The following is a 13,630-nucleotide window of genomic DNA, read 5'->3' as shown; positions in this document are numbered from 1 at the left end:
CTGAACTAAGCAATCACTTGTTGAAGTGACTTTTGTATCAACTATAACGAAATTATCAGTCTACGTGTTAAGACACCGAAAAATTATTGAGCCAAGCTGCGTAAATGACACCATAAACACCTATAGGCAGCGCGCTTGCGTTAATGCACTGATCTTAGAAGAACCCGTACCAAAACATGCTAAACGTAACTCTAACGCCATTTGCTCAAAGTGCTCGACCACCGCTTGAGTGCTTATGGTAGCCGCTTTCAAGACTGCGCCCGCTTGCCCAACGAGATTGGCGCCCAAATGTATGGCTTTCGCCGCTTCAAGTCCGTTATGCACACCACCTGAGGCGATCAAAGGTAATGTAGGATGCTGTGCTCGTATTTGAGTCAAACATTTTGCCGTCGGGATACCCCAATCGCGGAAAAGCTCGGCTGCACGCTGCATTTTCGGGTTATCTTGGCAATAACCTTCAACCGCGCTCCAACTTGTGCCACCCGCGCCCGCTACATCAATGGCATCCACACCGGCGTCAACCAATCGCTGCGCAACGTGACCACTTATACCAAAACCGACTTCTTTGATAATGATCGGAACATTCACGCGAGATTTAAGCTGCTCGATAGCGTGTAAGACCCCAATCCAATTATGGTCGCCATTTTTCTGAAACGCTTCCTGCATTGGGTTTACGTGTACAAACAACGCATCCGCTTGAATGGATTCAACCGCACGCTGCGCATTATCAAGTTTACCTTTGTCGCGCAACTGAGCGGCTCCAAGGTTGGAATAAAGCGGCACATCTTTGGCTAAATCACGAATGGTTTTACCTAGACCTGCGTGTTGGCGCTCTTCTAAGCTAATACGCTGCGACCCCACGCCCATCGCAATGCCTAATTCACTGGCAGCTTCAGCCAAACGACAATTGATCACTTCAGCGTCTTTCGCTCCACCTGTCATCGAGCTAATCAAAAACGGCAGCGCCAGTCGGTGGCCAAGAAACTCTGTCGACAGGTCGATCGCCTGAAAGTCACATTCTGGCAGCGCGCAGTGTTCAAACTCGACAGACTCAAAGCCCGCCGTTTTATGCTTCATGCTCATGTCATGATGTAAAACAGCGTCTAGATGTAAATCTTTTCGGTTAGTTTGCGGAGCCATAATGTCACCCTAAAGTAAAACAGTCGCGCAGTATTGCGATCCTTATCAGTAACGTCAATGCGAATTTTCTGAATTCACGAGATTACTTTTCCGAAACCAGTAATGAATCACGACTTACTCTGACATTATAGGAAGAGAAACTCGCCTTCTGTTTTAAACAAGCAGGCGAGTGTTTCACCAAGTTGAAGTAATCAGCGTGCGAGACACCACGATAAAAATGGGCCGCATACTTCTCTAATTTACTTTGCGCTTTCTGACAGAATCAGAGACACAACGGTGCTTGTGGTGGTTGGAGCAAACTGCTCAGGGTCATCACAGAATTGAATTTTCCCTTTTTCTTCAACGTGGAACAACGGTACTACCGAGTTCCCTTTGTGGTGCGCTAAGTAGTCTTGATACGTAAAGTTGTCGCTCAATTTCGTGTGTTTTATCTCTGCACCGCGGCTCAATAAACTGGCCAGCTGGGTATAGCTTACGTTACCGCCCATCAGCAATTTACCGTGGTACTCCTGAGCCACGGAGTGCTTCTCGCTACCATTGCCGTTGGTTTTCACTTTTTGCAAGCAGTGAACTTTATCTTCACCAAACTCGTCGACAAATTGCATGCAAGCCATAATGTTGAAATGCTGGTCAGGCGTTAATGCAACGACTTGTCCCACCCCTATCAGGTTCAAATTGTCATCTGCGTGACTAGAAATCGGATTCCCGTAGTAGTAATCCAGCCCCAACATACGAACTTGACTGATGTACTCCCAGTTAGAATCGGTCATCAATATACGGCGGTCATAGCGTGCCAACGCTTGACCAATTTCTCTGGCTACTCGGTTAGCACCAATCAACAAGAAGCCGCGTGGCGCTGGCTCCGCGACGCCCAACATCAATGCGACAGGACGTGCCGTTGCACTTTGTAAAACAACCGTTCCGATGATCACCATGAAGGTCATAGGAACCAGTAAAATCGCTTCATCAATACCGTATTCGGTCAATTTGATCGCGAAAAGAGACGAAATGGAGGCAGCGACAATACCGCGCGGTGCAACCCAAGACAGAAACAGTTTATCTTTAAGTCTCAAGTTACTGCGGATGGTTGAGAGGAAAATCGACAACGGACGCGACACCAACTGCATAAATACAAACAGCAATAACGCGCCGCTACCCAGCGCAGCAAAATCATCCAAGCTGATGCGTGCAGCAAGGAAAATAAATAGGCCGGTGATCAGCAATATGGTCAAGTGCTCTTTAAAGTGCAGAATTTGTTGAATATTGATGCCCTTTGCGTTGGCAAGCCACATACCCATTACAGTAACCGTGAGTAATCCGGCTTCAGACTCAATATGGTTGGAGACGGAAAATACGCCGAGCACGATCATCAAAACCGCAAATGGCTGCAAGTATTCCGGTAGCCACGCACGGCGCATAATCGTTGCGACTGCTGCGCCAGAGGCCGCACCAAGAATGACGCCCACGGCAATGAGCGTCCCGAACACTTCGACGCTATTTATCGCGCTGTGCGATACGATGAACTCATAAACCATCACAACAAAAAGCGCACCGAGTGGATCAATCAAGATCCCCTCCCAACGCAAAATATTAGCAAGCGTACTGTTAGGCCTTACCGTCCGAAGAAGTGGCACGATCACCGTCGGACCTGTTACCACGGTTAAGCTGCCGAACAACATGGCGAGCTCCCAAGTAAAACCGAGGAAATAGTGCGTCGCAATACTGGTTGCTGCCCACGAAATAATGGCCCCGATGGAAACGATACTCCAGACTGAGCCACTCACACCGCGAATTTCTTTGAAGTTTAGGGTCAAGCTGCCTTCGAAAAGAATCACCGCAACCGCCAATGAAACCAACGGAAAGAGCAAATTCCCTAAAATCTCATCTGGATTTAACCACTGCATAAATGGCCCGACAATCAACCCGGCTAGCAGCAAAAATAAAATCGCTGGTAAGCGCAATCGCCATGCCAACCACTGACAACCTAAACCAATGACCCCAACCGCTGATAGAACCAGCGCTTCATTACCCACTTGCATTAATCATTACCCGTTTTGTCTTTTTTCGCGTGAATGCGCTATACCCAAATAACCTCGGGCGTGCGGTTCAATAAGCATGACTTGGCATGCAGACTAAACGGCTTACCTTCGACTCTTCGACAGCATGCCTCTGAAATGCACATTTTTGAGGTCACTTGGGTATCGCATCAGAATTATGAATATAGTTGAACCCCAATGACTTAACGACTCATTTCTGTTCATCAGATCTTAAAGTGACACACAAGTATGTCGCTTCGTCGAATTCATCATTACGCATTGAGTTTCATTATGTAGAATGATTCTTAAAGAAAGCGCGGAACCTAGCACTAACTATATGAAGCTAAGGCAAAGCGCTTGGACTAAGCTTTAGCGTACGTGCTCAAAGTTAAGAATCGTGTGTCACGCGACGTACGCAAGGAGAAATGGATTGTACGTAATACTAGCACTGTTCATGGCATTGATCGCCATCCTCATCGGAGTGAAAGCCGCCAACCGAGCAGCACTTTTAGAAAAAGAGCTAACCAAACTTCGTGAAGAGGTAACATCACTGCGAGTCAGTCTAAATAAGGACTCGAACCAACCAACGCGTCAACAATCCAGCGTTGAAGAGGTAAAAAAAAAGGCAAACTCCTCATCCTCTAAGGAGCATGACCCGATTACCGACCGAGCATCTTATCCAAACACAACACATCAAGCTCAATACCAGGCAAGCGAAGTTCAACTGGACGTTTTTAGTCAAGAACAAGAGTCTATATTGCCAAGTAAAGTTCAGAGCCTGCTTAGCAACATTCAAGAAAACTGGTTGGTTTGGGTGGGCGCGCTGGCAATGCTAATTGGTGGGGGGTATCTCGTACAGGTTATTGGTAGTCACATTGAATTTTCGCCATTTATGCGTGTGTCCTTTGCGTTTGTACTCTCGTTACTTATGGTGCTTGTTGGCGAATGGTTCCACCGCAAAGAACAACAAAATCCTCAACGAGCAACACGAGCCCAAAGCTTTACTTATGTGCCTGCCGCCGTTACCGGAACCGGGCTAACTGGCATTTACTGCACGGTTATCTTTGCGTTTGTTGTTTATCAAATGCTGACGCCTAGTGTCTCGCTTATCATCTTAGCCGCTGCCGCATTTTGCAGCTTGGCTCTATCTTTACAGCAAGGGCCGTTGATGGCGGTGCTTGGTCTGATTGGTGGATACACCGCACCGTTATGGATTGGTGGAAGCGAGCCTAATTACTTCTTACTGGCTGGGTATATCAGCGCGATCTCGGTCGCGGCAACATTGCTAATGCAAAAAGTACGTAGTGCATGGATTTCTCCAAGCATCGCGCTTCCACATGTTGTTTGGATGCTGTTGCTCATTGAAAGCATGCCGCTTGAGACACTTTTTTCTTGGCTGGCTATTTATCTCTCCATTACTCTTTATCTTATTTTCGCCGTTCCAAGACTGGGTTGGACACTCAATCCTCGTTATCATCACTGCCAGAATAAGTGGACAAATCCGCCGACCGCTACCTCTCTCGCGATTGCGTTATTGACCTTTTCGGCTGTCACCAGAATGCCAGAATTGGACACACTGCAAATGGTGTACTGTTATGCGCTGCTCGTTGCGACAGTATGGCTCCCAGCGGTTCGCACAGGTTGGTCATTGCGCGTATTTTTGCCTTCCATATTGGTCTCTGCGACCGCACTTGTTGTCCTCACTGTCGCGTTTGACGCTTTGTATATGCCAGAACATGGTGCCAGTATCTTACTCGCATTGGCCACCAGTATTGCACTGATCTGCTGTCGAACTTATTGCCAGTCACTCAGTGACCGATCGCAACTTAGCGGCGTACTTCTGTTAGTACTGGCTCCTGCAATGAGTTTGATTACGCTGTTTTATGTCGACGAATTTATGCAAGGCTACCTGTGGCACTGGACTGCATTCTGCGCATTGGTGACCGTTTATTACGTTGTACTTGGTCAGCGCTTACATTCGCTAGCATTGGATTGTTCTGCCGTCATGCACGCTTTAATCGTAGGCGTCGCCTTTGTTTGGTTAAGCGATACCTGGTTGACGACAGCAATCTCGATACAAGTTGCGGTAATGGCGCTACAGACGCAATCAGGGTTATTTCGCCCCGCAAGTTGGGCGATTAAAGTGGCGATGGGGATACTGGTCATCCGCCTCACACTTTTACCCTTCATCCCTGAATGGCAACCCGTAGAAGCAGGACATTGGGCTTGGGTTATTGTGAGTTACCTACCGTCTCTCATCATCCTGCTCTATGCTCGATCAACGCTAAAGCAAGTGGACCTCGAACTGACCAACTGGTTTGAAGGCGCATTTTTGCATGTATTCTTAATGGCGCTATTCACTCAAACCAACTACTGGTTAACTGGGCAGTACGGCTATTTGGGACACCTTGATTTCGCAAGCGCCATCGTTTTTGCTAACCAAGCGTTGGTTATGGGTATGGTGTACAGCTACCGTAGCCAATTTGCACAACGCTTAAGCCGCATCTATGAAGCCTACAGCTACCTGCTTTGGTGTGCCTTCGCATTGCTGATAATTTTGCTTAATACGGCAGAGTCGCCATTGGTGACTGACAACGTCTCAGCACAAGCACTTCCCGTCATTAATATGCTAAGCGTCGGCTGGTTGCTGCCAGCTTGCATTCTACTTATCGCAACCTTTAGAGGCTGGAATACGTTACAGGTTCATCGATTTGCGGTTGCTAGCCTAGGCTTTGCACTTGCTGCTATTTGGTTAGGTATGTCTATCCGTCAATTCTGGCAAACCACATCCATGATGTTGTACCAACCGACCAGCATGGCAGAACTGTTCAGTTATTCAGTAGCAGGTTTGCTCGTGGGTGGATTGCTTACTTGGCGCGGTGTGACACACAGAGGGTTGATGATGCAGCGCGTGGGTCTAGTGGTTTTAGCTTTTGTCGCACTCAAAGTATTCTTATGGGATGTTAGTTCTCTGGATGGGTTCTGGAGAGCAATCAGCTTCTTAGGTTTAGGAGCATCTTTAATCGCGCTTGGGTGGTTATTCCAGAAATTGAATCGCTCGGTGGCAAAAGCACTCGAACCATAAACGAATTAAAGAGAGATTCCCGACAATGCACCGTTCTCGTTATTGGGGGGCGATAGCGATGCAAAGCCGGGAATCATTGGAGTGTTCGTTATTTTAGCAACGCAACAACCGTATGACGACGCACGTTTGCTTGTGCATTCAACGCTTGAAAAGTCGAGGTGAACTCACCGGACTTCTGAACAAAACCATCCAGTTTTGCATTCACATCATCCACAGAAAGCTGCGCGGTTTTATTTTGAATTGAGCGCATTTGAGTATTCAACTCTCCATGAAATGCTTTCGCTTCCTGCAAGCTCGTTTGCACTTGTCTTAGATGCTGGTTCACTTTGGCAATCGTCTGTTTCATGCCATCGCGTGATGCCAAATCAAACCCAAGTTCTGCAATACCATCTGGCTCTGACTTTAGATTTAGAACGTTCGGCTGGCCCGCAGGAAAACGGTGCCCTTCGCCCGTGACCATCACTTTCTGCTGCATTTGCTGATAAGCGTTGTCTCTGGCTTCAAATAAAATGCTGCCATCGTCAGCTAATGAGGCGCGCATCCCTAAAGCAATCAAGCTTCGGTCAAGCATTTTGACAGTTCGAGCACCATCGGCTTGTCCATCGAACTGAATCATTACCGCTTGACCCTGAGGGAAATCCAAACGAATTTGCTCAGCTTTGTCACTTAAGCGATGCACATTCAAGCCAGGAATAGAAAAGCGACGAATGTCTGCTTTATCTAGCTTTAAATGCAGTTCGTTGTTGAGCACTTTCTGGCCGTCGAAACGAGCATGCTCCACAACGTTCTGAATGGTGGCTTTAGAACGAACCAATGTATCCTGCAAGCCAGGCACATTTTGCACGCCTTGATTCACCGCTTGCGTCAAGCCACGTTTAATTTGAGTCAGCTCTTTGCCAATCACCTGCAACGATTTCGATGCGATCTGCACTGCCGTCGCTTGCTGCTGACCCTGGGTCAGTTGAATCCCAGAGACAGAGTAGGCTGACGCAGTGTCAGCCTGAACTTGCGCCGGGCGCGGTTTAATTGCAGTACTTGAGTCTGCAGAACGGGTCGGCATGATAGAGGCTTGTTCTTGCCCACCCAAGCGTATGCTATGGGGTCTAACCTCTACTGTACTCATTACCATAAAAGAACTTCCTAACCTTATAGACGGTCAAACAACGATAGATCATTGATCTTTACATAGCTCGCTTGCGTTGCTTGCAAAGCCGCCATGTAATTGCTCAAGCGTACCGATGCTTCACCGTAATCCAGAGCTGAGAGGTCACCTGATACTTTATCGACGAACAGTTTATTCTCACCATGAGCACCGCCAACCAAATCTAGGTTATTGTGTCGACCACCAATCTCCGTCATCGTGCCAAGTACGCTTGCCAACGTATCATCAATGGCACTCAGGCTTGCGTCCACTTCAGCTTGGAAATTCGGACTCGGGTTCTCAAATTCTGTAATTAGATTATTAATTTGATCCAGTACGTTTTTGCCGCCACCAAGGTCCAAAATGTCCTTTGCCGTCATGTTGGAATCCATCGTTACGCCTTTCGCAATCGTCACGACACGTTTATCGCTGTTGCCCTCGATGACATAACTACCGCTTGCACTGTTTATAGCAGGGGTGTCAGTTTTGGTGCCTGAAAATAGGTAGTGCCCTTCTTCATCCTGAGCATTGAAAGACGACTCAATTGAATCACGATAGCTCTTTAGCTCCGTGATCATACCGGTACGGTCTTGATCAGTCAGTGAGCCATTCGCACCCCATAATGCAATATCACGCATGCTCATTAGGCTCTCTTTCACTGAGTCTAAATGCGTTTCTTGACTCGAAAGCGTGGTTTTGACGTTTGCGATATTGTTTTGATATTGGGCGATGGCGCTGTTTTCACGATCCAAATTAAGCAGCTTAATCGATGCCATTGGATCGTCAGATAACTTAGTTAGACGCTCACCTGTCGTCATTTGTTGTAGCACGTGCCCCAGACCTGCATTGTTACCTTGCAGGCTTTGCAGCATCATTTGGCTAAATTGATTGTCACTGATTCGCATCTGGGTTTCCTTTAGAATAACTGCAATACAGAATCGAACAGCTGATTCGCTGTGCTGATCACTTTCATGTTGGCATTGTGTGCATTAGCAAACGTCATTAAGTTAGCCGCTTCTTCATCACTGTTAACGGCACTCACATTGTCACGAGCCGCATGTGCTTGCTTGTTCATGGCTAACTTAGCTTGGTAATCGGCGTCTGCTTGGCGTGCTTTAATCGCGGTTTGACCCACCATAGAACTGAATGCGTCATTCAAGCTCACAGAGCCATAGCCAGTCACAGAAACAGGCTTGTTGCTTAAATTAATCAACGACTGCAACACATCCGCATTACCTGGCGTACCATCACTTGAAAAAGCAAGCTCACCTGGAGTTAACTCAGTGATATCCAAACTTGCCGCTGGGTTGGCAGGGTCGTAACTAAACAATGGTTTACCTGGGTTACCATTTAAATCTTGTCCAGTAGCGAGCACAGCGTTGTATTCATCCGCTAACGCTTTCGCCATGTCATTCAAAGCCAATTGGTTTGGTTTTAATACATCGGTTTGATAATCGTTAATCGCACCTAATTTGCCACCAAGAGAGTCACCAATCGCAAAACTTTGGCTTGAGAATGTTACGTGTAAGTCTGCTACGTAAGGGTCACTAGGGTCCGGAACGGCTGCGAGTTTGCCATGGTCCGTGCCCATCACAAGTGGCTGACCAGAGGTCAACGTCACCTGAACACTGCCGTCAGGCTGTTCTGTTGTTCTGATTTCGATGGTTTGAGATAACTCGCCGATCAATTTATCTCGTTCATCCATAAGTTGCGATGGGTTGCCACCTGTTCCTTGCATTTCAACCAGCTGCTTGTTTACCTTCGCGATGTTTTCCATGAGGCTATTCGCGTGGTTGAGTGCCGCATTACGCTGGTCGCTCATATCTTTATGTTGGTTGTGCAAAGACTCGGTAAGCGTATTAAAGCGGCGCGCCAACGCTTCAGATTCGTTGATGATTTGTTGACGGTAAGGGATCGACTCAGGCTTAACCGTAGCATCGTTAAGCGCAGCGTTTAGAGAGTCCAAACCAGCAGAAATACTGAAGCCATCGGCCCCTAGCGTATTTTCCAATTGGCTCATGTTGCTGGTGTAACCAGAAGCGTACGCCGCCATACTGTTAGTTGACCACGTTTGCTTAATCAGAAATTGGTCTGTAACGCGGCGAATGCTGGTGACCTCTACCCCTAAACCAGGGCTTAAGCGGTTGGCTTTTCCGTCATCAACTGATGCCATCAACGCTTGTTGACGACTGTAGCCCACAGTATTCACGTTCGCCACGTTTTGTGCCGTTACGTCTAAGGCCACGCGGTTCGCGCCTAAACCTGAAAGGGCAATATTAACTAGGTTCATTTACAGCTCCATTTTCCTGATCAACGGCTGAGAAAACGCGGTAGTCATACCGGCCTCACCGAGCACCTGTTTTACAGAGGCGACGGCTTGAGAGGCGGTATTAAATAAGCTTGAGTTCCCCTCAATCTCGTTAGCATCAAGCTGTGAGATAGATTCAGAATTCGCACCTTTACCATCGTTTGCAGATGAGATGTTACGCGCAGCATCAAAGGCGACTTCGCGCATAGAGGGGCTAAGTTGCTGGATGAGCATATTGGCAATGCCAGAGCTCTGCTTTTTTGCCAGTTCCATTGCCAGTTGCCCATCGTACATATCGCGGAAAACACCTTGCTGTTGGCTCGCAAACGGGCTGTCTTTATCCGCTAGAACATCGCTGCTGCTGCGCATTTGACGCAGAACCATTTGTAAAAACATCGCCTCAAATTGACCCGCCACTACTTCAAGCGCACCTTCCTGATCTCGACTCTGCTTGATGTTGGCAAGTGCGCTGTTGTCGTGATACAGCATCGAATTCAGTTGAGTTTGTTCATTGGTACTGTCTAGTTTCATCCTTAACTCCTTAAATCACGACCAATTCAGCGTTCAATGCACCCGCTTCGCTCAGTGCTTGCAGGATAGACATCAAGTCAGTAGGTGTGGCACCTAAGCTGTTTACCGCAGTCACAATAGTGTTGAGCTCCGTGCCTGGAGGCCAAATTACCATTTGAGCTAAATCTTCGTTCACATCAAGATCCGTTTGGTTAACGACTTTCGTATCGCCATTTGCAAACGCATTTGGCTGACTGACTTGTTGTGATTCAGAAATTCGCACGGTTAAGTTGCCGTGGCTCACTGCCGCCTCACTCACTTTGACACTCTTACCGATCACGACCGTTCCCGTGCGAGAGTTAAAGACAATTCGAGCCGGCTTGCGGCCTTCCACGACGCTCATTTCTTCAAGCATCGACATCATCACTACGCGCTGTTGGGTATCTTTTGGTGCACGCATATCAATGCGCGCTTTATTGATCGCAACAGCAACGTTAGGCCCAAAAGTATTGTTAATTTCACGCGCGATATTTTTTGCCGTCGTGAAGCTTGGTTTACGCAGGTTTAAGGTGACTTCATCACGCTGGTTGAAATCAGTTTTGATTTCTCTCTCTAACGTCGCACCATTCGGGACGCGACCTGCCGTTGGTGTATTAACTTCGACTTTGGAGCCGCTTCGCCCTTCTGCAGACAAACCGCCCACCACGACGTTTCCTTGTGCAATGGCATACACTTCACCATCAATACCGCGTAAAGGCGTCAACAATAGCGTACCGCCACGGAGGCTTTTCGCGTCACCAATTGAAGACACGACCACGTCCAAAGTTTGTCCGGGGCCCGCCATTGGATCAACGGTTGCTGTCACGCTCACAGAAGCCACGTTTCGTAGCTTAGGGTTCATACTGTCATCAATTTGAACCCCAAACTGACGAAGCATGTTGGTAATAGATTGAGAAGTAAATTTCACTTGGTTTCGGTCACCCTGGCCAGCTAAGCCAACCACCAAACCATAACCAACCAATTGGTTTTCTCGAATGCCGCGTACATCGACCAAGTCCATGATCGGAATTTCCACTTCAGCATGTGAAGTGGTTGGTAATCCCAAGGTCAACACCAATAGGAAAGACGTAAAGAAAGATTGCATTGTCTTCATTAGAAAGGTACCCATGGGCTGTTGAAGAATTGAGTTAGCCATCCGGCTGCGTTGCTGTCAGCCAGAGCTCCGCGACCTGCGTAGGTAATTCGTGCATCAGCAATTCGTTGAGAAGAAACTTGGTTGCTGCGATTAATATCATCCACACGAACAATGCCAGTGAGACGAATAAACTCATCTCCCTGGTTTAGGCGCAGCCATTTTTCGCCACTGATACGCAATACACCATTAGGTAATACCTCGTGTACCGTTACGGTGATTGCACCTTGCAGCTTATTGCCCTGTGAGCTTGAAGCACTGCCATCAAAGTTGCGGCTGCCATCGACACTAACCCCTAACTCATCGAACGTTTTCGTTCCTATGGTCGGCGCCGCGAAATTAACCGCTGAGCTTTTGCCAAACTTAGTACCCGCTTTTTTGCTCGATGAGGTTTCTTCTGATAGTTGAACCGTTAACACATCGCCAACTCGGTAAGCACGACGATCCTGAAACAGGGTCATCGTGTATTGGTGACGATAAAGGCTACCAGACTGGGTTTCCGGCAACGTGTAATCGAGCGTTGGTGGTGCGTATTCCTCGGCATTTGGCTCAGGCGGAATAAATTCCTGACGGCCGGCACATCCCACCAGCAACACGGCGGCTACTGCCCAACTCTTAGAAAGCCATTTCATTGCTTTTTCCTTCATCATCACCAATTTCATACTTACATTGATTGCGAAACAAACTTCAGCATGTCATCTGCAGCAGAGACCACTTTCGCATTCATCTCATACGCACGTTGAGTCGTGATCATGTCGACCATCTCTTCCACGACTTGTACGTTTGAACCTTCCAATGCACCTTGCTTGATGAGGCCTGCGCCATCTTCACCAGCAATCAGTTCATCTGCCGGGCCGCTGGCTTCCGTTTCACGGAACAAGTTACCACCCACGGCCTCTAAGCCTGCTGGGTTAATGAATTTTGCGAGAGTGATTTGACCCAGCTGCTGTGGCGTTGGATCGTCCGCCGTCGTTGTTGTTACCGTGCCATCAACACCAACAGAGAATGAAGAGGCATTATCTGGGATCTGAATTTGTGGCTCTAACGGCAAGCCTTGGCTGTTAACCATCAAGCCTTCAGAGTTGACATGGAACTGACCATTACGTGTGTACATGATCTGTCCATCCGAGTTTTCGATTTGAAAGAAACCCTGTCCCATTACGGCAAGATCCAACTCTTGTGTTGTATTTTGAGTGTTACCTTGCGTAAACACTTTTTGCGTGCCAACTACGCGAACACCGCTACCTAGCTGAATACCACTTGGCAACTCGTTAACTTGGTCTACTTGAGCACCAGGTTGACGCTGAATGCTGTAGAAAAGGTCTTCGAATACAACTCGGTCACGCTTAAAGCCAACTGTATTTACGTTCGCTAGGTTGTTAGAAATGGCAGTCATCTTCGTGTCCTGCGCTGCCATGCCTGTTTTACTTACCCATAATGCTGAATGCATTTTTTATTACTCCTTGCGGGGCGAGACTTATCTCGCCGCCATTAATTTATTACCAGCTTGTGCCAACGTCTCGGCCGTTTTCATCATGCGAACTTGCATCTCGAAGTTACGCGTTAACGACATCACGCTAATCAACTCATCAATGGCAGATACGTTACTGCCCTCGATGTGCTCAGGAGAAAGTTGCACGGTTTCATCGGCAGCGAATGGCACGCCATCTACACTGTGCAGTAGGCTGTCACTCTCTTTTTGAAGTTGGTTCATTTCTGGTTTAACCAACTTCAACGTTCCCGCGACGATTTCTGCGCCACCACCTGGCGGAATCACGGATACTTGACCACGCTCGCTGATTTCAATCTTTTGATAATCAGGCACAACCAAAGGCCCATTTTCACCAAGAACAGGAAAACCGTTGATGGTCATGGCACCAAAAGTGTCGACTTGGATATTGCCCGCTCGCGTGTACGCTTCGTTACCCGCAGGAGTTTCAACAGCAAGATAACCCTCACCCATGATGGCGACATCCAACGGGCGTCCCGTTTTCATAATGTCGCCAGAATCAAAACGCGTTGAGGCAGAGTTGGTCACAACCATAGTGCGACCATCAAAACCTGGGCCTTGCATTTCTACACTGCGCACGCGCTCCATATCCGCTCGAAAGCCAGCAGTATCAGCGTTTGATAAGTTGTTTGAACGCACGTGCTGAGCCTTAAGAACTCGACTCGCACCTGACGTTGCAGTAAATAACAAGCTATCCATGCAAAACTC

General features: G+C 47.8%; 11 protein-coding genes. 1 reads left to right on the top strand and 10 read right to left on the bottom strand.

From position 1 onward, the window contains the following. Positions 1–120: 120 nt before the first annotated feature. Together fni and ACWPOD_RS00670 are read right to left on the bottom strand one after the other, a co-directional pair. Complete coding sequence (gene fni, locus ACWPOD_RS00675) at positions 121–1,140, bottom strand: type 2 isopentenyl-diphosphate Delta-isomerase (RefSeq protein ID WP_074189797.1); 1,020 nt, start codon at positions 1,138–1,140, stop codon at positions 121–123. Positions 1,141–1,379: 239 nt separating this feature from the next. Beyond that, positions 1,380–3,179: a cation:proton antiporter gene (locus ACWPOD_RS00670; protein WP_005395287.1), complete on the bottom strand. Its 1,800-nt coding sequence runs from the start codon at positions 3,177–3,179 to the stop codon at positions 1,380–1,382. A 451-nt stretch (positions 3,180–3,630) separates the two neighbouring features. Between ACWPOD_RS00670 and ACWPOD_RS00665 the strand changes: the two genes are divergently transcribed. Continuing rightward, on the top strand, positions 3,631–6,261 hold the full coding sequence (locus ACWPOD_RS00665; protein ID WP_456231658.1) for a DUF2339 domain-containing protein: 2,631 nt from the start codon (positions 3,631–3,633) through the stop codon (positions 6,259–6,261). A gap of 88 nt (positions 6,262–6,349) precedes the next feature. Here the strand turns inward: ACWPOD_RS00665 and ACWPOD_RS00660 are convergent, their stop codons facing one another. From ACWPOD_RS00660 to flgF, 8 genes are read right to left on the bottom strand one after another with little or no spacing between them, the layout of a single operon-like run. Next, entirely contained in the window at positions 6,350–7,390 is a 1,041-nt protein-coding gene (locus ACWPOD_RS00660; protein ID WP_012842382.1) for a hypothetical protein, read from the bottom strand. Between the two features lie 17 nt (positions 7,391–7,407). Further along, positions 7,408–8,307 carry a flagellar hook-associated protein FlgL gene (gene flgL / locus ACWPOD_RS00655; RefSeq protein WP_005395290.1) on the bottom strand — a complete coding sequence of 300 codons (900 nt, stop codon included), beginning with the start codon at positions 8,305–8,307 and terminating at the stop codon, positions 7,408–7,410. Positions 8,308–8,318: 11 nt separating this feature from the next. Beyond that, positions 8,319–9,692: a flagellar hook-associated protein FlgK gene (gene flgK / locus ACWPOD_RS00650; RefSeq protein WP_005395291.1), complete on the bottom strand. Its 1,374-nt coding sequence runs from the start codon at positions 9,690–9,692 to the stop codon at positions 8,319–8,321. Next, entirely contained in the window at positions 9,693–10,241 is a 549-nt protein-coding gene (locus tag ACWPOD_RS00645; RefSeq protein ID WP_005395292.1) for a rod-binding protein, read from the bottom strand. A gap of 10 nt (positions 10,242–10,251) precedes the next feature. Next, complete coding sequence (locus ACWPOD_RS00640; RefSeq protein ID WP_031780462.1) at positions 10,252–11,373, bottom strand: flagellar basal body P-ring protein FlgI; 1,122 nt, start codon at positions 11,371–11,373, stop codon at positions 10,252–10,254. Further along, positions 11,373–12,044, bottom strand: a complete 672-nt coding sequence (gene flgH, locus ACWPOD_RS00635; protein ID WP_005395295.1) for a flagellar basal body L-ring protein FlgH — start codon at positions 12,042–12,044, stop codon at positions 11,373–11,375. Before flgH ends, ACWPOD_RS00640 begins: the two co-directional genes overlap by 1 nt. 32 nt (positions 12,045–12,076) lie before the next feature. Further along, positions 12,077–12,862 (bottom strand): flagellar basal-body rod protein FlgG, encoded by a 786-nt coding sequence (flgG, locus tag ACWPOD_RS00630; protein ID WP_005395297.1) that lies wholly within the window; start codon positions 12,860–12,862, stop codon positions 12,077–12,079. A gap of 27 nt (positions 12,863–12,889) precedes the next feature. Then, a complete protein-coding gene (flgF, locus tag ACWPOD_RS00625; protein WP_006741308.1) occupies positions 12,890–13,621 on the bottom strand; it encodes a flagellar basal-body rod protein FlgF in 732 nt (243 codons plus the stop codon). Positions 13,622–13,630: the final 9 nt, after the last annotated feature.

Source organism: Vibrio sp. JZG120 (assembly GCF_053890955.1).
This window is presented reverse-complemented; position numbering and strand designations above follow the sequence as displayed.